Source organism: Acinetobacter sp. TY2 (genome assembly GCF_046269225.1).
Taxonomy (GTDB): domain Bacteria; phylum Pseudomonadota; class Gammaproteobacteria; order Pseudomonadales; family Moraxellaceae; genus Acinetobacter.
This window is the reverse complement of the sequence record NZ_JBJZOR010000002.1, coordinates 132,532-155,430: the sequence shown is the minus strand read 5'-3', so window position 1 is coordinate 155,430 and position 22,899 is coordinate 132,532. Positions and strand designations below refer to the sequence as shown.

Here is a 22,899-nt window from a genome sequence, read left to right as displayed (position 1 = left end):
ATAAGTAATTTATAAAAAATAAATGTTCAATTTAGTTGCAAAGATTGCCTAATTTTTGCAGATATAGTGACATAATTTTAAAAGAGAAGAGTTTTAATGTTGTGTTGAATTGGCGACTAAGTTGATAATTTTAAGCCAACTTTGTTAGTAACGTGTATAAGTAAAAAAAATTAAAAACTGTGGTTAATATACAAATTTTATGGCTTTTTTTTACTCAATTGTTCCTCAATAGCCCAATCAATATGGACTTGCACAATATTATCTTGTTGATGTGGTGGTTGTTGAAGTTTCCTTAAAATTTCTTCAGAAAATGGTGCATTACCCAAGCCAATGGCGATATTACGCATAAAGCTCTGATAACCTGTACGTCGTATTGGACTACCTTCGGTACAATTAAGGAATGTTTGTTCATCCCATTGCCATAGGTCTAATAAATTAACATCATCCAAACCGTGACGAGGGTTAAAGTCGTCAATGGTGGCTTTTTTTGCAAAGCTGTTCCAAGGGCAGATCAGTTGGCAATCATCACAGCCAAAAACTCGATTACCGATACCACGGCGTAATTCTTCAGAAATAATACCTTTATATTCAATGGTTAAGTATGCAATACATTTACGAGCATCAAGCATGTACGGTTCAACAATTGCTTGAGTTGGACAAATGTCGATACATGCTGTACATGAACCGCAATGTTTCGTTGTTGCTTCATCAAAAGGCAATTCTAATGAAGTAAATAATTCACCTAAAACAAAGAAAGAACCTGATTTTTTATGAATAAGTAAAGTATGTTTGCCAGTCCAGCCCATGCCTGCATTTTCAGCCAAAGATTTCTCAAAAACAGGGGCTGAATCGGCAAAAGGGCGAGATTCAAACTCACCAACTTTTTCACGAATAATATTCGATAGAGTTTTTAAACGCCCACGCATGACTTTGTGATAATCACGCCCACGCGCATAACGGGCAATGATGGCTGAGTTTGGTTCATCAGGCACATAACGTGGTTTTGGTGTTTCTACCAAATAATTCATTCGCACACAGATAATGCTTTTTGTACCTGGGACGAGCAGGGTTGGGTCTGCACGTTTTTCTAAATTTTCTTCTAAAAATTTCATATCGCCATGATAGCCACGTTTTAAATATTCTTTGAAACGTGGTAATTCAGCTTGAGCATCGGGGCGAGCAATGACACAATCAGCAAAGCCCAATTGCAAAGCCTGATCTTTAATCCATGCTTTTAATTCATGTGGATCAATCTGTTGCAGTGGAATAGAGGGTGTAACTGAAGTTGCCGACATAGTAAATTAATGCGCTATTTAAAAATGAGAAGAAAAGGACAGAATCATGCCTAAGCAAGTTTATCATAGCCATGAAATTCAAGCATGGGAGCATCGTTGGTTTGAGCAACAAAATAGTTCGTTTGGCTTGATGCAACAGGTTGCTTGGATAGTTTCACAGCGTTTAGATAACTTGTTTCAAAATGAATATTCACACATTCAAAAAATAGCCGTGTGGTGTGGTACAGGCAATAACGCTGGTGATGGTTATTGCATCGCAAGTTATTTAAAACAAAAAGGTTATTTGGTTGAGATATTTGCAAGCGATACTAGTCATTCGGTTGACCTACAATCTGCAATCAGAATCGCCAAGCAAAATCATGTGATGATTCATCAGAATTTTAATCTTTTATCTGCCTTTGATTGTCATATTGATGCTTTATTTGGTATTGGTTTAAATCGTGAGTTAGGTGAGCCTTGGCAAGCCATTATTCAAAAATTTAATGCTCAAAAGGGTTTGAAAATAGCAATTGATCTTCCAAGTGGTTTAAATGCTAATTCAGGACAGCCTTTACCTCTTGCTATTAAAGCAGATTATACCTACACCGTTTTAGGGCTAAAAGCAGGGTTATTTACAGGACAGGGCAAGGAGTATTCAGGCATTGTCGATGTGATTTCAGTGATTCCTATAGATTTAGAGTTAAACACTTTAGCGAATTTATCACCTTTAAATATTCAGCTACCACAACGGCAAGCCTTTGGTCATAAAGGCAGTTATGGACATGTTTTGGTGGTTGGTGGTCATGCGGAAATGGGCGGTGCTGTAATGATGGCAGGCGAGTCAGCGTTTAGTGCAGGCGCGGGCAAAGTCACCATTGTCTGTGATGCTAAACATCACACAGCCATTCTTTCTCGTTCACCCAATATCATGCTTCGTGATATTAACCTATTATCTGAGCAAGACATTCAAAACCTACTCGATCATGTCGATGCGGTGAGTTTTGGTATGGGCTTAGGACGTGATGATTGGGCAAAACAGCAATTTTTAAAATGGTTTACACCCATTCAAAAAAGTGAACACTTACAAATCGTTTTGGATGCAGACGCTCTATGGTTTTTGGCTGAACAGTCGACCAAATTGAATGAAAAAACTTATTTAACGCCACATCCTGGTGAGGCATCTAAATTGTTGAATTGTTCAGTCGCAGAGATTGAACATGATCGAGTGAAAGCCATTCAAAAACTTCAAGAAAAATATGCAGGGCAATGGGTACTTAAAGGTGCAGGCAGTTTGATTTTAGAAGATCAACTTTGGATTTGCACAGCAGGCAATGCAGGTATGGGTACAGGTGGTATGGGGGATGTACTCGCAGGCATGATTGCAAGTTTAAAAGCACAATTTTCTGAGCAAATTCATTTGCATGAAATCGTGACTTTACATGCGTTGGCAGGTGATTATTTAGCGAAAAAAGGTATGCGTGGTTTACAAGCACAGCATATGAATGAAGCGGTGTATGCTGTTGTCAATATATGAATGAAGCGGTGTATGCTGTTGTCAATCTTAGTTAATTCGAGTTATTTAGAATGCAAGTAATCAAATTATTGATCAGCGGAAAAGTTCAAGGAGTTGGTTATCGCCGTTGGTTTGAGAAACTGGCTATAGCGCTAAAACTGAATGGCTATGTGAAAAACTGACCAACAGGTGAGGTAGAGGCCGTGGTTGTTGGGAATGAAACTGTGATTTCAAGGTTAATTACACATTGTTATACAGGTTCTACATGTGCGCATGTAACACAGATTGCTGTAACGCAGATTGAGCAAAAAAAATTGGAGCAGATATCTGAATATACCGATTTTAAAATATTACGATGATTTTATTTTCAAGAGAAAAAAGCGAGTTTTAAAATCTTTAAATGATGGTTTGTATGATGTTGAAATCAAATTTTCAGGGACAAAAAAGATAAAAGTTCTGATAAAATTGTGTCAGTAAATAGAAAGGCTTTATTTGTATAATGATCAACAGGAAACATTTATTCGAGTGAAATAACATGATAGAAAAGTATTTGGTGGTGGGGGTTGTGGTGGCTTTATGTCTTGCACTTATTGCCTATACCCAATTTTCAGGTCGAAATACCGAAGATAAAAGTTTGAGCTTTAAAGATAAACTACAGAAAGCTTTTGCTGAGTTTAAAATAGTTGAGCGTAATCAAAATTTAATTATTTGCCGTGAAATTGAAAACCAACGTATTCTCGATGAATTGGTTTTGATTCGTATTGATCCAAATCAACAGAAAAATTTGCGTACATCGGGGAAAATGCTGATAGCGACCTATTCAAAACAGCCAAGTATTCGTGAAGTGACAAAAGATGCTGTAGCGTATTTGGTGTAACTAGATTTAAAACATCTATCTAAAAATGTTGAGTTATTTGAGTAAGGCGAAATGATAAATATTTCGCCTTATCTTTTTATAAGTCTAATCTTCTTGATTTAGCGACGACGACTGCTGGTACGGCTACGCCCACGTGCCATTCCACCGAGTGCATTGAGTACAGCAAGCTTACTCATACTGCCAGAAGCATGTGCATGACAAATAGCAGCAGCAAGAGCATCGGCAGCATCTTGCTGCGGCTTAATCGAAAGATTCAGTAATCTCATCACCATCATTTGCACCTGTTCTTTATCTGCCGCTCCATAGCCCACAACAGATTGCTTGATTTGTCGTGCAGAATATTCGGCAACTTGTAAGTCTAAATTGACTAATGCCGCAATAGCAGCGCCACGAGCTTGACCAAGTTTTAATGCGGAATCTGGATTTTTTGCCATAAAGACTTGCTCTACAGCAGCCTCCGTTGGACCATGAAATTTTACAATACGTTCAATCCCTGCAAAAATTCGTTTGAGTCGTTCAGGCATTTCAGTTGTTTCTGTGCGAATTGTCCCTGCATCGATAAATTTTAGTTTTTGACCATCTTTTTCGATGATGCCATAACCTGTAAGACGTGAGCCTGGATCAATTCCAATAATTAAAGACATAAAAAGACGAAGTTAAAAGATTGAGACAATTATATGATTTGGCGAGGAAAATGTAAGTATAATTTTAATGATGATAACTCGATTCAAGAATGAGTGATTTTATAGATGATTATGATAAGTGCTGATTTGGTCTTTGTAGGAAAGTAATGGGTTTAAATATTCAGTCCTTTTGTTTAAAACAGGGCGTGGTCAAAAATAAAGAAGTGTATTGGATTCATCGCATACTCGCCATTTTCTATGCTTTAGTTTGTGGTTTCATGGCTATTGGGCTAATCAGTACATTTGAGATGATGAATAGTGTTTTTGTACTTTTAGTTGTATTACTACCTTTGGGGTGGATCAGTTATTTACATTGGCTCGCATCGCTTGAATCTATGCAAGGAACAGAGCGAGGACGTCGTATGACTTTATTTATTGCTCTGATTTTATTGATGGCTTTTCCTTTGGGAACACTCATTTCAATATGTTTACTTTATAAAAGTAGCCAAAATTTATGGCATTTTGAGTAGAAAGCTAAAATTTACCCTTTAAAATTTTAGAAATGCCCATATAGTATTTTAACAACGATGTAAATATTGATCACGTATGTGTGCAATGTTGTATCAAAATTTATTGAATTATTTGAGATTAGATTAATTTTCATGAAAATTGCATTGGTGGTTCTTATCGGTTTGGTCCTCGAAATCCTCGTTTGGATTGGTGTGGGCGATCTTGTTGGCAGTATGTGGTATGTCTTTTTTTGGTTTATTGCTGCATTTTTTATTGGTGGAAGTATTATCCGTAAAAACTCGCAAGGTTTAATGCCTCAGATGCAACAAATGCAGATGGGACAAATGGCAGATCCATCATTGGCAGGGAATTTACCTAAATTGATTGCAGGTTTTCTGTTGTTAATTCCAGGTTTGATCACGGATGTACTTGCTGTTTTATTACTAATCCCTGCTGTTCAAAATGCACTAAAAGCAGCCATGATGAAAGTAATGATGAAAAAACAACAAGACATGATGAACAATATGATGGGTGGCATGATGGGCGATTTAAATGGTATGGGCGGTGCAGGCGCACAAGGTCAAAATCCATTTGCAGACATGATGCGCCAAATGCAAGATATGCAGAATCAACAAAGTGGTGGTGCAGGGCGTTATAACGATTCTTCAGTGATTGATGGTGAAGCACATGAAGTTCAACCTCAACATCAACAGATTGAATTAAAGGATGTGAAGAAAAATTAATCTTTAATCAGTACTGTAGATATACTGTATTGAACAAGTATTCATAAAAAATCAAAGTCGGATCACAGATCCGATTTTTTGTTTTTTAAATATTTATATTTAAAATAAAAGCGTTTAATTTGAAGGTTTATTTTTTAATATTTGATACATTTTTAAGTATAATTTAGGACTCTGCGATTCAGATTTTTGATCCATGTCTTTGTTAATCACCATTTGTTTATTACATTTCATTGCACAATTAAGCCCAGGTCCAGACGTTTTACTTGTTGCTAAAAGTGCAGCATCCAATAGTAGAGCGAATACATTAAAAATAGTTTTGGGCATTAGTGTCGGTATTGTGGTATGGGTAGTGCTGACTTTATTGGGTTTTACGGTGTTGATTGAACAATGGCCGTGGATTCAACAAGCCCTGATGTTAATTGGTGGATTTTTTCTTGCCAAAATGGGTTATGGCATGTTGAAGGGTGGCTTGTTAAGTTTAAAACAACAGGCTTCACTTGATGGTGTTATGGAACAAAAGCCACAAAATTATTTTATGTTGGGTTTGTTCACCAATTTATCCAATCCTAAAACGTTAATTTATTTTAGTAGTGTATTTTCTTTAGCGCTGAGTTCGAGTGCAGGGGCAAGCTTGAAACCGCAACTTGCTGTCATTATTCCGATACAGACGTTTGTGGTCTTTTCATTGCTGACTTTAATTATGTCTATGCCCAAAATGAAAGCCATGTATCAACGCGCTGGAAGCTATATTGATATTATTTCAGGTGTTTTTTTCCTCATTTTCGCCGTATTTTTATGGGTAGATGCCGTGCATTTGTTCGGCTGATCACTGTTTAAAGATTGTGGGGATTTAGGCTTAGGTTCTTTTTCTATATGTAGGCATGCTGAGTTAGTTGTATGCTCAGCTCGGTATTGTGTAGGCTCGAGTACTGTTTGTTGGTTTTCAGAGTTTTGATATTTACGACTACGGTTAGCGCGTTCCCGAAAACCACCTTTATTGATGAGTTGTACCATGTTAAAGCTCATTGTGCGAATCATGCTCATTTTAACATAGAGAAGTATTTTGTAATATTCAGATAGGTTCTTGATGTTGATAATTTACACTTCCAAAAAATTTATACACATAAATAGATAATCTGTTACATTCAAGTTCTATGTTTTAACGAATTGAAATATATTTAAATTTTATTTTTTGACACAAATATCTATTAATTTAAGGGAACTGAAACATTTTTCATTTAATTTAGGCTTGAAATTATTGATTGTGTTCCTTAGTATGAATTTTATAAATATAAAACAAAGTATATGCAAATGGATGGCATGTACCAAAAATGAAGGAGTTTAAAATGTATACTTATAACTGCGCATGTTGTAATTCTGTTCTGACGTATCATGCGAAAGAATGTAATCACTGTGGTTCACATCATATTCGTAGTCCAATAAATAGTTGGATTTTCTGTATTTTCGCTTGTCTTGCAGTTGTCATTACATTGAAACTCGTACACATCTATACGCAAAGCCACCATGAAGTCCCTGTACAACAATCATTATTGGAAATTCTAAATAAAAATAAATAACGTAGATTTTTGTAGAGAATAGTTGATTGAATAAAAAACCCACATGATGTGGGTTTTTTAAATACTCGATGAGAAAGTTAACAGATTGGCTTATAGACCTGCAGAAGCTTTTAATGCTTCAACTTTGTCTGTTTTTTCCCATGTAAATGCAGTGTCAGAACCTTCACGACCAAAGTGACCGTAAGCAGCCGTTTGTTGGTACATCGGCTGAATGAGATCAAGCATACGAGTAATACCGTATGGACGTAGATCAAAGTGTTCACGAACTAAAGCAATAATCAAATCTTCAGACACTTTTGCAGTGTTAAATGTATTAATTGAAATTGAAGTTGGCTCTGCAACACCAATAGCATAAGACACTTGAATTTCACATTTGTCTGCAAGACCTGCGGCAACAATGTTTTTCGCCACATAACGACCTGCATAAGCGGCAGAACGGTCAACTTTAGATGGATCTTTACCAGAAAAAGCTCCACCGCCGTGACGAGCCATACCGCCGTAAGTATCGACAATAATTTTACGACCTGTTAAACCACAGTCACCTACAGGGCCGCCAATGACGAACATACCTGTTGGATTAATGTGAAATTGAGTGCCAGCATGGAACATATCAGCAGGAATAACTTTTTTCACGATTTCTTCAATAATAGCTTCTTTGAGCTGTGATTGAGAAATAGAAGGATCATGTTGTGTAGACAAAACTACAGCATCAAGGCGAACAGGCTTACCATTTTCATAAGCAAAAGTGACCTGACTTTTTGCATCTGGGCGTAACCAAGCAAGTGTACCTTTTTTGCGAAGTTCAGCTTGTTTTTCCATTAAGCGGTGTGCATAAGAAATTGGTGCAGGCATTAATACATCAGTTTCACGGCTTGCATAGCCAAACATTAAACCTTGGTCACCAGCACCTTGATCTTCGGGTTTCTGGCGATCTACACCTTGTGCAATCTCAGGTGACTGTTTACCAATCATATTGAGAACAGCACAAGTCGAGCCATCAAAACCCAGATCAGAATGGTGATAACCAATACCATTTACGGTATTACGAACAATTGCTTCGAAGTCCACATTTGCAGTTGTAGTAATTTCACCCGCAAGAACAACAACCCCTGTTTTTACAAGCGTTTCACAAGCAACCCGTGCATATGGGTCTTCTTTTAAAATAGCATCCAAAATCGCGTCACTGATTTGATCCGCCATTTTGTCTGGGTGGCCTTCGCTTACTGATTCAGAAGTAAAAACACTGTACTCGCGCATGAATATCCTACGGGCATTATTTTTTCGATGCGTTATGTTACATCCACTTGCCAATAATCACTAGGCTATTGTTATGAAAAAATCAAATTAAACATACAATTTAATCTGATTCATTGTGATCATGGCATTTTTTGTCCTTATTTTTTAGCTTTCTGTGGATACATAACAAACAGGTACGAGTTCTTCACGGCGGACATCATCTACAGCAAGGGGATTATCTTTTTGGCTATCCCAAATATAAAGTTGATAGTGTTCAGGAAACATTTTTGAAGAATATAAATCAACTTTTGGGAAAAACTGACGATAACGATTGTAATAGTCTAAACCTGACATATGTGTCCAACGTGCATTGCCACTATAGTCATCTACGGTTTTTTCAGCAAAAACAGGCATAGGAATAATTGCGATCCCGTTGGGTTTTAATATTCTCCGCATTTCTGAAATGGCTTTAATATCATCAAATGGATAAAGCAAAATATGTGATGCGAAAACAATATCAAAACTTGCATCAGGAAAAGGAATATCGACATTGGTACGGAATTTATCCGCCGAAGTATAGTTTTTAAATTTACTTTGAAAGTATTTTTGCAATGCTCGTTCACGAGCAATATGTAATATTTGAGCGTCAATATTTTCATATGAGTCAAAAAATTGTTTGATAACAATATACTGTAGTCGAGCACGTTCATTTTCACCACATTTTGGGCATTTGGCATTCAATCTGCGTTTTTTATCCTTAAATGGACCTGTGTATAAACAGATTGGGCAGGTGAATTTTTGCTTGTTCGGGTATAAAATTTTATAAAATGGTGCTCTTAAGCTTTTAATTTGTTGCTTCACTGACATGATTATTTTAGATTTTCCCTGTTGCAGCAGTTTTTCCAAATCATATATGAAATATTTTTAACTTACATTTAAAAAAAATCATGAATGCAAAAAAACAACAAAGCGATAAAAATTGGGAAAATGATATTAATGTGCTTAATTTTCCATTTTTTTGAAACCTGAATGCATAAATATGTAGTTATGCCTTTACCCCGTCAGCTTTTTTTAAGACAATAGCACTAGCTTTTGAATTTTTATTCATCTTCCTCATATTTTCAAACTTATTGGACTCTGATCTATGACAACCCCGCTAAATGAACGTCGTGTTGCAAATGCAATTCGTGTATTGGCTATGGATGCTGTGCAAAAAGCAAACTCTGGACATCCAGGTGCTCCAATGGGGATGGCTGATATCGCTGATGTGGTATGGCGTGAGTTTATGAACCATAACCCGAACAATCCACAATGGGCAAACCGTGACCGTTTTGTATTGTCAAATGGTCATGGTTCAATGTTGCAATATGCGTTGTTACATTTGACAGGTTATGATCTTTCAATTGAGGATATTAAACAATTCCGTCAATTACATTCTAAAACACCAGGTCACCCAGAATTGGGTTATGCACCAGGTATTGAAACCACGACTGGTCCATTGGGTCAGGGTGTTGCAAACGCTGTTGGTTTTGCACTTGCTGAAAAAACTTTAGCTGCGCAATTCAACAAAGAAGATATTAAAGTTGTAGATCACTTCACTTACTGTTTCTTGGGTGATGGTTGTTTGATGGAAGGTATTTCCCATGAAGCATGTTCACTTGCAGGCACTTTAAATTTAGGGAAGCTTGTTGTTTATTATGATGATAACGGCATCTCAATTGATGGTGAAGTAGAAGGTTGGTTCTCTGACGATACAGAAGCTCGTTTCCATGCTTACGGTTGGCAAGTGCTTAAAGTTGATGGTCACGATGCTGATGCAATTCGTACCGCAACGGTTGTTGCACAAGCTGAAACAGCGAAACCAACACTGATTATGTGTAAAACCATTATCGGTTTAGGTTCACCAAACAAACAAGGCAAAGAAGATTGCCACGGTGCACCACTGGGTAATGATGAAATTGCATTGACTCGTCAAGCTTTGGGTTGGACAGATGAGCCATTCGTTATTCCTGCTGATATCTATGCAGCTTGGGATGCTAAAGCGAAAGGTACAGCTTCAGAAACAGCGTGGAATGAAACTTTTGCTGCCTATGCTGCAAAATATCCTACAGAAGCAGCTGAACTTAAACGCCGTTCTTCAGGTGATTTACCTGCGGACTTCGTAGCAAAAGCAGATGCGTATATTGCTGAAGTAAATGCTAAAGCTGAAACCATTGCAAGCCGTAAAGCAAGCCAAAATGCGATTCAAGCATTTGCTCCACAGCTTTCTGAAATTTTGGGTGGTTCTGCGGATCTTGCGGGTTCTAACCTAACACTTTGGAAAGGTGCAAAAGGCGTTGAATCTGATCCTGCGGGTAACTATGTTCACTATGGTGTGCGTGAGTTCGGTATGACTGCAATTGCCAATGGCGTTGCACTTCACGGTGGTTTCATTCCTTACGTTGCAACATTCCTGATGTTTATGGAATATGCGCGTAATGCGGTACGTATGTCTGCGTTGATGAAGCAACGTGTGATTCATGTATATACACATGACTCAATCGGTCTAGGTGAAGATGGTCCTACGCATCAGCCAATTGAACAAATTGCATCTTTACGTGGTACACCAAACTTAAACACTTGGCGTCCATGTGACACTGTAGAAGCATCTATTTCTTGGAAATCTGCATTGTTACGTTCAGAAGGTCCAACAGCGTTGATCTTCTCTCGTCAAAACTTACCATTCCAAACGCGTACAGATGCACAAATTGCTGATGTTGCTAAAGGTGGTTATGTTTTAGCGAAAGAAAAAGGTGAGTTAAAAGCCATTATTATTGCAACTGGTTCAGAAGTGTCATTGGCAATGGAAGCACATGCACAACTTGATGGTGTGCGTGTTGTGTCTATGCCATGTGCTGAAGAATTTGTTAAGCAAGATGTTGCATATCGTGAAGCTGTTCTTCCTGCACATATTCGTGCACGTGTTGCGGTTGAAGCTGCACATGTAGATTATTGGTGGAAGTTCGTTGGTTTAGACGGTAAAGTGATCGGTATGACTACTTATGGTGAGTCTGCACCTGCGAAAGATTTATATCAACACTTCGGTATTACCACTGAAGCGGTGATTGAAGCAGTTAAAGAAGTTACAGCTTAATAATGATATTTAGTTGAAATAAAGAACGCTCCTGAAAATGGGGCGTTTTTTATTATTCTTTTTAGTGAAAAGGAAAGGGTAATTTATATATACAAATTAGATATACAAAACATTACGGCTGAATCGTCATCGTATATTTAAAATAAAGACTGTATGTATTTAAAACTATAAAAGGAAACAATAATGAAATTATTTTCTAAAATTTGTGTTTTAGTACTATGTGTGGCTAATGGTGTAAATACCCAAGCTCAACAAAATAAAATGGATGAGCCTATTCGTGTAGATTGGGATGCGCAGGGTAAATTCGAAAATAAAATTAAGGAATTAACAGGTTTAGGCGAGTGGAGTTATTTGGAACTCTATATTGATCAGAATAATCGACAAGAAAGTATAAAGTTTTTGAGTAATAAGAATGTAAAAAACGATAGATTGATGATGAAATTTAATTGTATAGAACCTAATGCAAAGCCAAGTTTTTTGATTGAGGATAAGCGAGGACTAGATCGGTTGAGTTCAAATGACGAAAAAGAAATTGATATTCTACTTGATGGAAAAAGCTATAAAAATCCATTTATTCAAACATCAGACCAATTGGAGAAGTTTCAACAGGCTTTAATGACAGCGAAAATAATTCAATTTAATGCAGATACTTTTGGTTCGCCTTTTAAGTTTTCAAATCAAAATGCTGAAATAACGAATAAAAAAGTAAATTGTGAAACTTAATGCGCTAGGTCATCGAGAGGAATAAACATGATTTTAATGAACGATAGGTTGATTCATTCATATATCGAACGCATCAACAATAAAATGTATTGTCAAAAATGGACGGAAAAGGCTAGCAGTTTTTATTAAAAGGTATATAGTGTGCTCCTTAATTTGGTTTTGATTCCATATGGTTATTCATAAGCCATAAGTGAGGTAAATATGAGTCTTTATGAACAAGTGAGTGAAGAAATCATTTTGATGGATGTTGGTGAGCAAAAATGGATTGGGCAGGATTTGCCGATAGAATCTATGGTTGCTGTTGAATTGTTACTTCAGGATATGGCTGACGACAAGCAAATTAAAATTCGCCGTAAGAATCACGAAAAGCAAACTGGTTTAAAGCAAATAGATCGAATTTTGGTTGAAAAGCTATAATTTTTAAAGTATTAAAAAGCCCCGAAAGGGGCTTTAATCGTTTTAGTGTATTAAAATAGTATATGTATTCACTATTTTAAAATGTTCCTACATGTTGTCAAAGGCGATTGATCATAGTTTGAATACGATTTTTTTGCTTCTACAACCTTATATTTTTTAGACATTATTTTATGCTTAATTCAGTTTGAATCTGAATGTTTGATGTCAATAATTTATGCACAGGGCAACTTTCTGCAACTTTAAGTAAGCGCTTATACTGTTCCTCGGTAAAATCACCTTTTAAAGTAATTGTACGCACAATATTATTTTGACCTGCCTCAGGATCACCTGCAGGATTGAGTGCTAAATCGACCTGAATATGTTCAATTTTAATATCTTTATGATCTGCATACATTTCCAAAGTGACTGTGGTACATGCACCTAAAGCAGAAAGTAAAATTTGCATTGGATTTGGTGCCGTATCTGAGCCTCCTTTTTCAGCAGGTTCATCGGCATACCAAGTGTGACCTTGAGGATTGGTCAATGTAACACGGTAAGGCGTATGGTTACCTTCAACAAATGCACGATTGATCATAATATAATTTTCCCTTTTATTATCTGTGAGTGAGTCAAAATATTATGGCAGACTTCCACTGTTATTTTTTGTAGATTCTTTGTCGTTATGTTTGGCTTAATCGCTTTTTAATAGCTGTATAGAGATTATTTTTTGAAAATTATAATATAATAATCATATAGATAGGTATTTTATTGTTCTGTTGATTTTAAATAATAGAGTATTTTGTGTAATCGTTGCAATTATGCGACATATCGTTTTATGAATAAGAGTGCATTAAAATCATGAATGTATAAACTAAACATTATTCTAAGTGAGATAACAACATGAACTTCAAGTCTTTAGCATTAGGTTTAGCAGTCGCTTCTATCGCAACAATCAGTGTTGCAAAACCTGTAGATTACACCATTGACCCAACACATACTGCAACTGTATTTACTTGGAATCATTTTGGTTTCTCTACACCCTCTGCAAATTTTAGTGACATTCAAGGAACAATTTCAGTAGATAATGCAAGACCTGTAAACTCTGCTGTAAATGTAACAATTCCATTGTCTAGTTTGAATACAAATGTTAAAGCACTTGATGATCACTTGAAAAATGCTGATTTCTTTGATGCTGAAAAATATCCAAATATCACATTCAAAAGTACAAAAGTACAAGCGCTAGGTCAAAACAAATACAAAATTACGGGTGATTTAACTGTAAAAAATGTGACTAAACCTGTCGTATTGGATGCTGTGTTAAACAAACAAGGTGTTCATCCTATGACTAAAGCTGAATCAATTGGCTTTAATGCAACGACTTCTTTTGATCGTTCAGCATTTGGTGTTGGTGCATATGTGCCTAATGTAGGTGATAAGATTACTGTAAATATTACAACTGAGGCTTCTGTAGCGAAGTAATATTGCAATATATCAAAGGCTTATAAGGTGAATATGAATTACTTTATAGGCCTTTTTTATCGCCTATTACTTTTAAAAAGGTGTTAATTTTTACTATTTTCTCTACAATATTACTAAAATAATAAGGAATTTACTCCGAGATTACGCCAAAAATACGATAAAACTATCTAATCCTATTAAGCGTGGCTCTAGATAGCGTATCACACCGTTAATTTTCAAAATCAAAGATAAATATCAACAAAATCATTGTTTGATAATATAGTTAGTTGTTAATAATTTTAAGTTATTGATTGTATTTAAAAAACTACCATCTGGTAGTTTTTTAAATACAATCAATTAAAAATAATATAAATCACAAATGAGAGAAAAAATAAACCAATTAATATTAAAATATATACAGGTATCCTTCGGTTTGTTTTAACTTGCTCAGACCTTTCTTGATAGTGCTTCCCGTTTTTAAGGGTAATCATATTAACCTCCAAAATTTAATGAAGCTTTTATATATAATGCGCTTATATTTTAACCATATTGTGTATAAATGTAGTTAAATGGTTAAATTAATAGATTTTATAGTTTTAATTATTAACATAAAATTATAAACCATTGATATATAATTCTTAACCTATCAAATATTTACATATTGAACCAGTGTAAATTAAAAATTGGAAGTAACTATAAATAAAAATTAATTCGATTTTCTGTTTTTTAAACTTATAGATAAGTTATTTTAAAAAATTAAATATCAATACAACCTAAGTGCTTAATTTGAATTAATTTAATTAATATGCTGAATGTAGGTGATACAAAATAAGTATTTGTTGCTAATGCAAAATAATATCTACGTAGGCAGAAAGAGAAGCCAATTTATCTTTAAAAATAAAAAGCACCGTTAATCGGGTGCTTTTTTATGGCATTTGTTTTATAAATTGAACCTGTTTACTCACGACCTAAAATAAGATAACAACCAAAACTAATAAAAATTCCACCTGTAACACCATCAATCCATTTTGCAAATTGTTGATAATATTGAGTCATTTTATGCCATGAGAAAAATACAGCAACTAAAGAAAACCACAATAAACTTTCAATCCAAATTAGACCCAATAGGGAGGTTTGTGCACTGAGTGGTGCATCCGATTGAATAGCTAAAGCAAATACACTACTAAAATAAACCAAGGCTTTTGGATTTGCCATATTGGTAAAAAAGCCTTGGAATAATAACGATAAATGTGATTTATCCGAGTGTACTTCGGTTTGTATTTGGCTACCTGTGTTGTTCTTTGTTTTCAAGGATGACTTGAGCATTTGCCAACCTAAATAAAGCAAATATAGACCACCACAAACCATAAGTACGTGTTGTAACCATGCAATTTTTTGAAATAGAAAATGTAGACCACTAATGGCTAAAATTGCCCAAACTAAAATACTCAGGGAAATACCTAAAGCAGCAAAAAGTGCATGAGTGCGAGATTGACGGATTGCACTTTGGGTAACGAAGAAAAAGTCAGGACCCGGACTGATAAGTGCAAAAAAATGAATCAGTGCAATACTGAGTAAAGCGGTCATAATCTTTCCTTTATAAGAGATATAAGCAATTGATTAAATTAAAAAATATTTTTATAAAATACTATTTAAATCAATTTTTGCATGAAATTTTGTAGGACTTCTGAAGCAACTTGTTCAAGTGTAGGTGCAAATTTTTGATTATTTTCACGTAAAACAGGGATATCAATTTTAGCTTTGCGTAATTCAGCTGTATGTCCAATCAGCCATTTTTCTAAGCTATCATTGAGTACTTCTGGGTGAAATTGAACTGCTAAAACATGAGTACCAATACTAAAAGCTTGATGCGGGTAAATGTCTGAACTTGCAAGTAATGTTGCTTGATTAGGAAGATCAAAAGTATCACCATGCCAATGTAGTACTTCAATGTCATTTAAAGGTTGTAATGGATTATTATCAACATCAGCTAATTGTAATTTAGACCAACCAATTTCTTTTTGATGCCCAGGATAAACTTTAGCGCCACTTGCATGGGCAATCAGTTGAGCGCCTAAACAAATGCCTAAAGTAGGTAGTTTTTTTTCTAAACGTTGCTGCAGATGAATAATTTCATCTTTTAGAAAAAGATAATCTTCTGTTTCATAGACACCAATCGGTCCACCTAAAATAATAACTAAACCTGTATATTCAAAAGCTTGTTTTAAGTCATCGACACCTGCTTCAAAATAACGAACTCGAAACCCCGCTTGGTATAGCGTATCTTCAAAACTGCCTAGATCTTCAAAAGCCAAATGTTGAATCGCGTAAACGGTTTTAGGGAAATCTGTTGGAAGGGAGATCATGGTTTTGAACGCATTAGGCTAAATTTGACGCTTTAATGTAGCTTAATTATGCTGAAATTTAAATCTAAAAAACGTGGAAAATGCATGATTTTAAGCAATTCTAGGTCAGGCCGTGAAAAAGATTGAATACCTGCATTAAGCAACAGATTTAAGACAAGATAAAATTAATGCTTTACTTGAGGTTAAAATCGTCTGTTTAAGATTCTCATCGGCAATACTTCGAGCCATTATAATTGCCCCAATCAATTGACACAAAACAGCCCATGCTTTTTCTTCACTGCCTAAATGATGCTTAAAAATTTGCTGACCACGCATTAATTCAGCTTGATACGTTTGTTTCAGTTGCAGGTCTGAACGGGCAACTTCACTTGCAAGCGCAGGTAATACACAGCCATAGTCAGGACGTTCAACATGGGAAAGCGATAAATAGCGATTCAGCTCAAATTCAATCCATTGTTCAGCATCTTCAAAAGGGTTGTCTTGCCACATTTGAATACTGTTTTGTAGTTCATTTTCAAGTAAGGCTTTAAATAGGTCATTTTTGGATGAAAAATGTGAATAGAATGCGCCACTTGTAACACCAGATGCTTTCATAAAAGCATCGACACCAGTAGCAGCAAAGCCATTTTTTTTGGCAATTTGCCCACTAATATGCAGTAATTCTTTTCTTCTTTGTTCTTTATAGCCTGTTTTATAGCGCATAAAGTATTCGCCTTTGAAAATATGATGACAATTATGGTGATTCTTTAGACTTGACCTCTTGTCAAAATTATAACATAGTCATCGTTATAGTAATGATCGTTATCCAATAAGCATTCAAAAAGGAAGAATAATGAGTGATATAAATGATCTGTCATCATCAGAAGATACATTACTGAAAAATTTTGAATTTAAGACCAGTAATTCTGAAGGAAAGAAAGTGGCTTTAGTGATTGGCGCAGGAGATGCGACAGGTGGTGCAATTGCCAAACGCTTTGCTCAAGGAGGGTATATCAGTTGTATGACACGGCGAAGTGTAGAAAAGCTACAACCTTTAATTGCTGAAATTAAGCAAGCTGGTGGACAGGCATATGGTTTCGCATCTGATGCACGTAAAGAAGAAGATGTGATGGCATTGATTGAAAACATAGAAGCGAATATTGGTGAAATTGATGTTTTAGTTTTCAATATTGGTGCGAACGTGCCCTGTAGTATTTTAGAAGAAACTGCGCGTAAGTATTTTAAAATTTGGGAAATGGCATGCTTTGCGGCTTTTCTAACGGGTCGCGAAGTTGCGAAGCGGATGGTTACTCGTGAACGAGGCACCATTATTTTTACAGGTGCGACAGCAGGAATACGTGGTAGTGCTTATTTTGCTTCATTTGCGGGTGCAAAACATGCACTACGCGCATTGGCACAAAGTATGGCACGTGAATTGGGTCCTCGAAATATTCATGTAGCGCATGTGGTAGTCGATGGTGCGATTGATACTGATTTTATTAAAAATACTTTTCCTACAATGTATGAGAAAAAAGATCAAGACGGTATTTTGAACCCTGAACATATTGCGGAAAACTATTGGCATTTGGCGCAACAGCCGCGTGATGCATGGACACATGAATTAGATTTACGTCCTTGGATGGAAAAGTGGTAATTGTAAAAGGTAAATTGTTTAAATACTTAAAATATAGTTACTAATTAAAAGTAAGTTTTATAATATTTAAAACAATTCGGCAAATATTAATCACACAAGGAATGTATAAAGAATGAAACAGGTTGAATTTTATTTTGATTTAGGCAGCCCTTATAGCTATTTAGGATTTTTTCAAATTCAAAAAATTGCACAACAGCATCAGGCAGAAGTAATTTGGAAACCGATGTTATTGGGCGGTGTATTCAAAGCCACAGGGAATAATAGCCCGATGATGGTACCTGCGAAAGCAGCATATTCAATAAAAGATATGGCACGTTGGGCGAAGTATTGGCATATTCCCGTACAAATGAACCCATATTTCCCGATCAATACATTACAGTTAATGCGCTTAATTACTGCTGTACAATTACATCAACCTGAAGATTTTGTGCGTATTTTGGCGGGTTTATTTAATGCGATGTTTGGGGAGCCAAAAAACTTAAATGATATGAATGAATTGATACAAGTCGTGACTTTGTTGGGTTTGAATGTGGAACAGGTTCAGGCATGGCTTAATGATGAAGGTGTAAAAGCACAGCTTAAAAAAGTTACGGAAGAAGCCATTCAACGTGGTGTATTTGGTGCGCCAACATGGTTTGTTGGTGATGAGATGTTTTGGGGTGTCGACCATTTACACTTTATTGAAACAGCATTGAGTGAATAATTTAATGTTGTGTATAGTGTATTAATTTAAAAACTCTGATTTATTCAGGGTTTTTAAATACTAAATGTATAGCGTGCTTCTGATGATAGAAATTTTTTTATATTTAAAATATGATTTGCTTATTTGTCCTATACTTCATTCAAAATGGCAAAGCAAAAATACCAATATAATTTTTCATTTTTCTTGATGATGATTTCTAGTTTTTTAATAAATATTTATTTTCTTATTATGAGTCATGTTCTTGGTTTAAATTTCGGTATTTCAATATTTTTTCTGATCTTGTTTAATGTTTTTGTTCCTTTTTTTGCGGTTAGAAAAGCGTATTATGTAAGTAAAAATGATTGCTGATAATATCAGATAAAAAAGGATATTAAGGCTGATGTAATAATGACAAAATGAGTGCCAAACTAAAAATAGATAGAATCGTTTGCAAGCTAATCACAGATGCCATGAGTTGATAATTACCTTTTAATAGCTTTGTTAGAATATAAGCTGAAGAGGCTGTGGGAATAGCAAAGAAAATCATAATGGCAACAATGGCTTCATAATTTAAATTAAAAAATTGAATCAATAACCATACGATACATGGAATGAGAAGGAGTCTTAAAACACTAATCATCAGTGATTGAGCTAAATACTCCTTCATGCCTTTAAGCTGAATTGCAGTTCCGACACAAAGTAAACCAAGCATCAAACTACTATTTGAAAAGGCATTGAGTAAACTTGTAAATCCATTCCAAATTGGAATATTTAGAACATTAAATGTAATACCGAGTAAACATGAACTAATCAGCGGATTTTTGATTAAAGATAAAAAGATATTTTTAATCTTAAGTTGGTTTTTAGGTGTTAATGATAATATTGAAACCACGTTGACGAATGGAATGGCAATTGCCAAGATATTGACTAAAATACTTTTAATTTCAGGGTTATTTAAAGTAACAGCTATCGATAAACCAATATAAGTATTGAAACGAATCAAACTTTGAATATATACGCCTATTTCTGCAACAGGGCTTTTCTTGATGAATGCAAATGCATAAACACTACCAATCACAATAGCCATCACTGAAAAAATAACGATGAATATGGAGTCGAGATGCCCCATATTGATATCGGCATGTGCAAGAGAGCTAAATAATAACGATGGAAATAAAATATAGTAATTGAGCTTTTCTGCACCATTCCAAAATTTTTCATCGAGCATACGTGAATGAAATAAATAAAATCCTAGACCAATCAAGGCAATTGATGGAAATAGGATGTTGATCATTTCTAGCATTGTTGACTCAATATTTAACTTTATTATCAAGGTTGAACAGAAGCATACATTAAATTGTGTTTAAGGGATAAATTTAAGCGCTGAAAGATACAGATTGTGAAAGTTACAGACTATTGTTCTATGATATTTTTGCATAGAATGGACAGACGTAAAAACTCAGTTTCTTGATCTTAAATGGATTTAAAGAAACAGCGTAAAATTTAGAAATGATTTAAAGCATAAAAATTGGGGATGAAATGAACGTACAAATTTTGGGGAAATTTAAAGCACTCGCCGTGTTGGGAGCGATCTGTATATTACCCATGCAAATTCAAGCAGTGGGGTATAGCGCTAATTATGCTGCATGTATGAATAGTGCAGGCATTGCAACAAGTGCTGTTGCGAGTTGTATGAATGCTGAATATCGTTATCAACATAAGCGCGCTCAAGATAATTTTAAGGCCTCTTTAACACTTTATGGTGATGCGGAAAAGAAAAGTCAAAAAGCAGCAAATAAACAATGGAAAAAATTACGCGCAACCAATTGTCGTAAAGAAACTAGTTCAGACTCGATTGAACGAAAGACTTATTTTTTAAATTGTGCAATTAAAATGACTGTGACTCGAGCAGATTTACTTGAAAAACAATTGTACCGATTGAAATAATTTCTAAATTGAGCATGGGCAAAGCATTATAAAAGTCATCAAAACAAGGTATCATAAGGCGTTTAAAAATTTACCCTTGGAGACGCCTTAAGTGGATCGACCGACTATTAGCCCTGAACATTTACAGGAAGCTGCTGAAAATTTAACAACCATTCGTGACTTTATTCGCTTTGGTGTGACAGCACTACGTCAATACGATGCACACTTGGGTCAGGGGACTGAAGATTATTTTGCAGAAAGTTCAGCCTTGGTTTTACAGACCTTGTCGCTTGAATGGAAGGCAGATGCTGAAATTTTTGATGCTAAATTATTACCAAGTGAAAAATCTGAATTTCTTGCGTTACTTGAACGCCGTGTCAATGAAAAAGTACCAACCTCATACTTGTTGAACTTGGCTTATTTCTGTGACAAACCTTATTATGTCGATGAGCGTGTGCTAATTCCTCGTTCACCAATTGCAGAGTTGATCAATCAACGTTTCGCGCCATATTGCTTAGATGAAAATGATCAAGTGCGTGAAGCCTTAAACAACTTACCTGAAAATCCACAACCTAAGAAACCACAGCGTATTTTAGATATGTGTACGGGTTCAGGTTGTATTGCGATTGCTTTGGCGTATGCATACCCAGATGCTGATGTTGATGCAACCGATATTTCTAAAGATGCTTTAGAAGTTGCTTCAATCAATGCAGAACATCACGACAAACAGTATCAAGTGGCTTTGCTTGAATCAGACTTATTTGACAAAATTCCTGCTGAAAATCAATATGATTTGATCGTATCAAATCCACCGTATGTAGATGCGGAAGATATGGCAGACCTACCTGAAGAATTTCATCATGAGCCTGAGCTTGCTTTAGCAGCGGGTCAAGATGGTTTAGATCTTGTGCGTAAAATGTTAGCTCAAGCAGCAGACTACCTAACAGAAGATGGCTTAATTGTCATTGAGGTTGGTAATTCTGAATGGGCAATGAAACAGAACTTCAATACCATTGATTTCCATTGGTTGAAATTTCAAAACGGTGGTTCAGGTATTTTTGCACTGACCGCAGCACAATGTCGTCAATACCGAGATTTATTTATTCAATCTATACAAGCATAAGGAATTGTAGGCATGGCAGGTAACAGTATTGGGCAACTTTTCCGTGTTACGACTTGTGGAGAATCTCACGGCGTTGGTTTAATGGCAATCGTTGATGGTGTTCCACCGGGCATGGCTTTGTCTGCTGAAGACTTACAGATTGATTTAGATCGCCGAAAACCAGGTACATCAAAATTTGCCACGCAACGCAAAGAGCCTGATGAAGTCGAAATTATTTCAGGTGTATTTGAAGGTAAAACAACAGGTACATCGATTGGTTTATTGATTCGTAATACAGATCAAAAATCGAAAGATTACGGCAACATTGCTCAGACTTTCCGTCCAGGTCATGCCGACTATACCTATACACAGAAGTATGGTTTCCGTGATTACCGTGGTGGTGGTCGCTCAAGCGCACGTGAAACAGCGATGCGTGTGGCTGCTGGTGCCATTGCGAAAAAATACTTAGCTGAAAAGTTTGGTATTTTAATTCGTGGTCATGTGACACAGATTGGTACAGAGAAAGCTAAAGTTTTGGATTGGAATGAAGTTTCCAATAATCCATTTTTCTGTGGTGATGCCGATGCTGTTCCTCGTTTTGAAGCACTAGTGACTTCGTTGCGCGAACAGGGCACAAGCTGTGGTGCAAAACTTGAAATCTTAGCTGAACAAGTTCCTGTGGGTTGGGGCGAGCCAGTATTTGATCGTTTAGATGCCGATATTGCCCATGCCATGATGTCAATTAATGCGGTGAAAGGTATTGAAATTGGCGATGGTTTTGCGGTTGCGGAGCAGTTTGGTCATGAAACACGTGATGAACTTACGACAGATGGATTCCTTGCCAATCATGCAGGTGGTATTTTAGGTGGGATTTCTTCGGGGCAGACCATTCGTATTGCCATTGCGCTGAAACCAACCGCAAGTATTACTACGCCAGGTAAAACCATTAACATGAATCGGGAAGATACTGATGTATTGACCAAAGGTCGTCATGATCCATGTGTGGGGGTGCGTGCAACGCCAATTGCTGAAGCGATGCTTGCGATTGTGTTGATGGATCATTTTATGCGTCATCGTGCGCAAAATTCCGATGTAGTTGCACCATTTACTCCGATTTAACACAATTT

At 35.9% G+C, this 22,899-nt stretch carries 24 protein-coding genes and 2 pseudogenes; 16 read left to right on the top strand and 10 right to left on the bottom strand.

Annotated elements, in window-relative coordinates:
* Positions 1-197 precede the first annotated feature (197 nt).
* Entirely contained in the window at positions 198-1,295 is a 1,098-nt protein-coding gene (queG, locus tag ACK1JC_RS01930) for a tRNA epoxyqueuosine(34) reductase QueG (protein WP_409510157.1), read from the bottom strand.
* A 46-nt stretch (positions 1,296-1,341) separates the two neighbouring features.
* On the opposite strand from queG, the gene ACK1JC_RS01925 reads away from it, so the two are divergent.
* From ACK1JC_RS01925 to ACK1JC_RS01915, 3 genes and pseudogenes are all read left to right on the top strand, one after another.
* Positions 1,342-2,808 carry an NAD(P)H-hydrate dehydratase gene (locus tag ACK1JC_RS01925; protein WP_409510156.1) on the top strand — a complete coding sequence of 489 codons (1,467 nt, stop codon included), beginning with the start codon at positions 1,342-1,344 and terminating at the stop codon, positions 2,806-2,808.
* A gap of 50 nt (positions 2,809-2,858) precedes the next feature.
* Positions 2,859-3,146: pseudogene (locus ACK1JC_RS01920) on the top strand (acylphosphatase).
* Positions 3,147-3,322: 176 nt separating this feature from the next.
* Positions 3,323-3,664, top strand: a complete 342-nt coding sequence (locus tag ACK1JC_RS01915) for a hypothetical protein (RefSeq protein ID WP_409510155.1) — start codon at positions 3,323-3,325, stop codon at positions 3,662-3,664.
* A 98-nt stretch (positions 3,665-3,762) separates the two neighbouring features.
* Here the strand turns inward: ACK1JC_RS01915 and ruvC are convergent, their stop codons facing one another.
* Entirely contained in the window at positions 3,763-4,308 is a 546-nt protein-coding gene (ruvC, locus tag ACK1JC_RS01910) for a crossover junction endodeoxyribonuclease RuvC (RefSeq protein ID WP_409510154.1), read from the bottom strand.
* Positions 4,309-4,454: 146 nt separating this feature from the next.
* Between ruvC and ACK1JC_RS01905 the strand changes: the two genes are divergently transcribed.
* The 3 genes from ACK1JC_RS01905 (at position 4,455) to ACK1JC_RS01895 (ending at position 6,366) form a co-directional block, all read left to right on the top strand.
* A complete protein-coding gene (locus ACK1JC_RS01905) occupies positions 4,455-4,817 on the top strand; it encodes a hypothetical protein (RefSeq protein WP_409510153.1) in 363 nt (120 codons plus the stop codon).
* 132 nt (positions 4,818-4,949) lie between these two features.
* Entirely contained in the window at positions 4,950-5,540 is a 591-nt protein-coding gene (locus tag ACK1JC_RS01900; RefSeq protein ID WP_409510152.1) for an FxsA family protein, read from the top strand.
* Between the two features lie 193 nt (positions 5,541-5,733).
* The gene (locus ACK1JC_RS01895; RefSeq protein WP_409510151.1) at positions 5,734-6,366 is read left to right on the top strand and encodes a LysE family transporter; all 633 of its coding nucleotides are present in this window, start codon (positions 5,734-5,736) and stop codon (positions 6,364-6,366) included.
* 88 nt (positions 6,367-6,454) lie between these two features.
* Here ACK1JC_RS01895 and ACK1JC_RS01890 read toward each other — a convergent pair.
* A pseudogene (locus tag ACK1JC_RS01890) lies at positions 6,455-6,554 on the bottom strand (hypothetical protein); the annotation flags it as partial.
* Positions 6,555-6,886: 332 nt separating this feature from the next.
* Here ACK1JC_RS01890 and ACK1JC_RS01885 point away from each other — a divergent pair.
* Positions 6,887-7,117, top strand: a complete 231-nt coding sequence (locus ACK1JC_RS01885; RefSeq protein WP_409510150.1) for a hypothetical protein — start codon at positions 6,887-6,889, stop codon at positions 7,115-7,117.
* A gap of 90 nt (positions 7,118-7,207) precedes the next feature.
* Here ACK1JC_RS01885 and metK read toward each other — a convergent pair whose 3' ends face one another.
* The gene (gene metK, locus ACK1JC_RS01880) at positions 7,208-8,374 is read right to left on the bottom strand and encodes a methionine adenosyltransferase (protein ID WP_409510149.1); all 1,167 of its coding nucleotides are present in this window, start codon (positions 8,372-8,374) and stop codon (positions 7,208-7,210) included.
* A gap of 144 nt (positions 8,375-8,518) precedes the next feature.
* Positions 8,519-9,220: a class I SAM-dependent methyltransferase gene (locus ACK1JC_RS01875; protein ID WP_409510148.1), complete on the bottom strand. Its 702-nt coding sequence runs from the start codon at positions 9,218-9,220 to the stop codon at positions 8,519-8,521.
* Between the two features lie 277 nt (positions 9,221-9,497).
* On the opposite strand from ACK1JC_RS01875, the gene tkt reads away from it, so the two are divergent.
* The 3 genes from tkt to ACK1JC_RS01860 all read left to right on the top strand — a co-directional run bounded on the left by tkt (position 9,498) and on the right by ACK1JC_RS01860 (position 12,626).
* Positions 9,498-11,486 carry a transketolase gene (gene tkt, locus ACK1JC_RS01870; RefSeq protein WP_409510147.1) on the top strand — a complete coding sequence of 663 codons (1,989 nt, stop codon included), beginning with the start codon at positions 9,498-9,500 and terminating at the stop codon, positions 11,484-11,486.
* A gap of 183 nt (positions 11,487-11,669) precedes the next feature.
* Positions 11,670-12,209, top strand: a complete 540-nt coding sequence (locus tag ACK1JC_RS01865; protein WP_409510146.1) for a hypothetical protein — start codon at positions 11,670-11,672, stop codon at positions 12,207-12,209.
* 201 nt (positions 12,210-12,410) lie between these two features.
* Positions 12,411-12,626, top strand: coding sequence for a hypothetical protein (locus ACK1JC_RS01860; protein WP_409510145.1), 216 nt, complete (start codon positions 12,411-12,413; stop codon positions 12,624-12,626).
* A 163-nt stretch (positions 12,627-12,789) separates the two neighbouring features.
* On the opposite strand, the gene ACK1JC_RS01855 is transcribed toward ACK1JC_RS01860, so the two are convergent.
* On the bottom strand, positions 12,790-13,200 hold the full coding sequence (locus tag ACK1JC_RS01855; RefSeq protein WP_409510144.1) for an OsmC family protein: 411 nt from the start codon (positions 13,198-13,200) through the stop codon (positions 12,790-12,792).
* A 305-nt stretch (positions 13,201-13,505) separates the two neighbouring features.
* Between ACK1JC_RS01855 and ACK1JC_RS01850 the strand changes: the two genes are divergently transcribed.
* Positions 13,506-14,084, top strand: coding sequence for a YceI family protein (locus tag ACK1JC_RS01850; protein WP_409510143.1), 579 nt, complete (start codon positions 13,506-13,508; stop codon positions 14,082-14,084).
* 936 nt (positions 14,085-15,020) lie between these two features.
* Here the strand turns inward: ACK1JC_RS01850 and ACK1JC_RS01845 are convergent.
* From ACK1JC_RS01845 to ACK1JC_RS01835, 3 genes are all read right to left on the bottom strand, one after another.
* Positions 15,021-15,650, bottom strand: coding sequence for a LysE family transporter (locus ACK1JC_RS01845; RefSeq protein ID WP_409510142.1), 630 nt, complete (start codon positions 15,648-15,650; stop codon positions 15,021-15,023).
* A gap of 65 nt (positions 15,651-15,715) precedes the next feature.
* Positions 15,716-16,429, bottom strand: coding sequence for a glutamine amidotransferase (locus ACK1JC_RS01840; protein WP_409510141.1), 714 nt, complete (start codon positions 16,427-16,429; stop codon positions 15,716-15,718).
* A 135-nt stretch (positions 16,430-16,564) separates the two neighbouring features.
* Positions 16,565-17,131, bottom strand: a complete 567-nt coding sequence (locus ACK1JC_RS01835; RefSeq protein WP_409510140.1) for a TetR/AcrR family transcriptional regulator — start codon at positions 17,129-17,131, stop codon at positions 16,565-16,567.
* A 130-nt stretch (positions 17,132-17,261) separates the two neighbouring features.
* Here ACK1JC_RS01835 and ACK1JC_RS01830 point away from each other — a divergent pair, with 130 nt between their 5' ends.
* Together ACK1JC_RS01830 and ACK1JC_RS01825 are read left to right on the top strand one after the other, a co-directional pair.
* Positions 17,262-18,062 (top strand): SDR family oxidoreductase, encoded by an 801-nt coding sequence (locus ACK1JC_RS01830; RefSeq protein ID WP_409510139.1) that lies wholly within the window; start codon positions 17,262-17,264, stop codon positions 18,060-18,062.
* A gap of 112 nt (positions 18,063-18,174) precedes the next feature.
* Positions 18,175-18,765, top strand: a complete 591-nt coding sequence (locus ACK1JC_RS01825; RefSeq protein ID WP_409510138.1) for a 2-hydroxychromene-2-carboxylate isomerase — start codon at positions 18,175-18,177, stop codon at positions 18,763-18,765.
* Between the two features lie 370 nt (positions 18,766-19,135).
* Here ACK1JC_RS01825 and ACK1JC_RS01820 read toward each other — a convergent pair whose 3' ends face one another.
* Complete coding sequence (locus ACK1JC_RS01820; protein ID WP_409510137.1) at positions 19,136-20,047, bottom strand: AEC family transporter; 912 nt, start codon at positions 20,045-20,047, stop codon at positions 19,136-19,138.
* Between the two features lie 236 nt (positions 20,048-20,283).
* On the opposite strand from ACK1JC_RS01820, the gene ACK1JC_RS01815 reads away from it, so the two are divergent.
* The 3 genes from ACK1JC_RS01815 (at position 20,284) to aroC (ending at position 22,891) form a co-directional block, all read left to right on the top strand.
* On the top strand, positions 20,284-20,691 hold the full coding sequence (locus ACK1JC_RS01815; RefSeq protein WP_409510136.1) for a lysozyme inhibitor LprI family protein: 408 nt from the start codon (positions 20,284-20,286) through the stop codon (positions 20,689-20,691).
* A 91-nt stretch (positions 20,692-20,782) separates the two neighbouring features.
* Entirely contained in the window at positions 20,783-21,793 is a 1,011-nt protein-coding gene (prmB, locus tag ACK1JC_RS01810) for a 50S ribosomal protein L3 N(5)-glutamine methyltransferase (RefSeq protein ID WP_409510135.1), read from the top strand.
* 12 nt (positions 21,794-21,805) lie between these two features.
* Positions 21,806-22,891, top strand: a complete 1,086-nt coding sequence (gene aroC / locus ACK1JC_RS01805) for a chorismate synthase (protein ID WP_409510134.1) — start codon at positions 21,806-21,808, stop codon at positions 22,889-22,891.
* Positions 22,892-22,899 lie beyond the last annotated feature (8 nt).

What these genes read in the sequence shown, in the direction of transcription:
- queG (WP_409510157.1), bottom strand. Translation starts at nt 1,295, where the DNA reads ATGTCGGCAACTTCAGTTACACCCTCTATTCCACTGCAACAGATTGAT.
- ACK1JC_RS01925 (WP_409510156.1), top strand. Translation starts at nt 1,342, where the DNA reads ATGCCTAAGCAAGTTTATCATAGCCATGAAATTCAAGCATGGGAGCAT.
- ACK1JC_RS01915 (WP_409510155.1), top strand. Translation starts at nt 3,323, where the DNA reads ATGATAGAAAAGTATTTGGTGGTGGGGGTTGTGGTGGCTTTATGTCTT.
- ruvC (WP_409510154.1), bottom strand. Translation starts at nt 4,308, where the DNA reads ATGTCTTTAATTATTGGAATTGATCCAGGCTCACGTCTTACAGGTTAT.
- ACK1JC_RS01905 (WP_409510153.1), top strand. Translation starts at nt 4,455, where the DNA reads ATGGGTTTAAATATTCAGTCCTTTTGTTTAAAACAGGGCGTGGTCAAA.
- ACK1JC_RS01900 (WP_409510152.1), top strand. Translation starts at nt 4,950, where the DNA reads ATGAAAATTGCATTGGTGGTTCTTATCGGTTTGGTCCTCGAAATCCTC.
- ACK1JC_RS01895 (WP_409510151.1), top strand. Translation starts at nt 5,734, where the DNA reads ATGTCTTTGTTAATCACCATTTGTTTATTACATTTCATTGCACAATTA.
- ACK1JC_RS01885 (WP_409510150.1), top strand. Translation starts at nt 6,887, where the DNA reads ATGTATACTTATAACTGCGCATGTTGTAATTCTGTTCTGACGTATCAT.
- metK (WP_409510149.1), bottom strand. Translation starts at nt 8,374, where the DNA reads ATGCGCGAGTACAGTGTTTTTACTTCTGAATCAGTAAGCGAAGGCCAC.
- ACK1JC_RS01875 (WP_409510148.1), bottom strand. Translation starts at nt 9,220, where the DNA reads ATGTCAGTGAAGCAACAAATTAAAAGCTTAAGAGCACCATTTTATAAA.
- tkt (WP_409510147.1), top strand. Translation starts at nt 9,498, where the DNA reads ATGACAACCCCGCTAAATGAACGTCGTGTTGCAAATGCAATTCGTGTA.
- ACK1JC_RS01865 (WP_409510146.1), top strand. Translation starts at nt 11,670, where the DNA reads ATGAAATTATTTTCTAAAATTTGTGTTTTAGTACTATGTGTGGCTAAT.
- ACK1JC_RS01860 (WP_409510145.1), top strand. Translation starts at nt 12,411, where the DNA reads ATGAGTCTTTATGAACAAGTGAGTGAAGAAATCATTTTGATGGATGTT.
- ACK1JC_RS01855 (WP_409510144.1), bottom strand. Translation starts at nt 13,200, where the DNA reads ATGATCAATCGTGCATTTGTTGAAGGTAACCATACGCCTTACCGTGTT.
- ACK1JC_RS01850 (WP_409510143.1), top strand. Translation starts at nt 13,506, where the DNA reads ATGAACTTCAAGTCTTTAGCATTAGGTTTAGCAGTCGCTTCTATCGCA.
- ACK1JC_RS01845 (WP_409510142.1), bottom strand. Translation starts at nt 15,650, where the DNA reads ATGACCGCTTTACTCAGTATTGCACTGATTCATTTTTTTGCACTTATC.
- ACK1JC_RS01840 (WP_409510141.1), bottom strand. Translation starts at nt 16,429, where the DNA reads ATGATCTCCCTTCCAACAGATTTCCCTAAAACCGTTTACGCGATTCAA.
- ACK1JC_RS01835 (WP_409510140.1), bottom strand. Translation starts at nt 17,131, where the DNA reads ATGCGCTATAAAACAGGCTATAAAGAACAAAGAAGAAAAGAATTACTG.
- ACK1JC_RS01830 (WP_409510139.1), top strand. Translation starts at nt 17,262, where the DNA reads ATGAGTGATATAAATGATCTGTCATCATCAGAAGATACATTACTGAAA.
- ACK1JC_RS01825 (WP_409510138.1), top strand. Translation starts at nt 18,175, where the DNA reads ATGAAACAGGTTGAATTTTATTTTGATTTAGGCAGCCCTTATAGCTAT.
- ACK1JC_RS01820 (WP_409510137.1), bottom strand. Translation starts at nt 20,047, where the DNA reads ATGCTAGAAATGATCAACATCCTATTTCCATCAATTGCCTTGATTGGT.
- ACK1JC_RS01815 (WP_409510136.1), top strand. Translation starts at nt 20,284, where the DNA reads ATGAACGTACAAATTTTGGGGAAATTTAAAGCACTCGCCGTGTTGGGA.
- aroC (WP_409510134.1), top strand. Translation starts at nt 21,806, where the DNA reads ATGGCAGGTAACAGTATTGGGCAACTTTTCCGTGTTACGACTTGTGGA.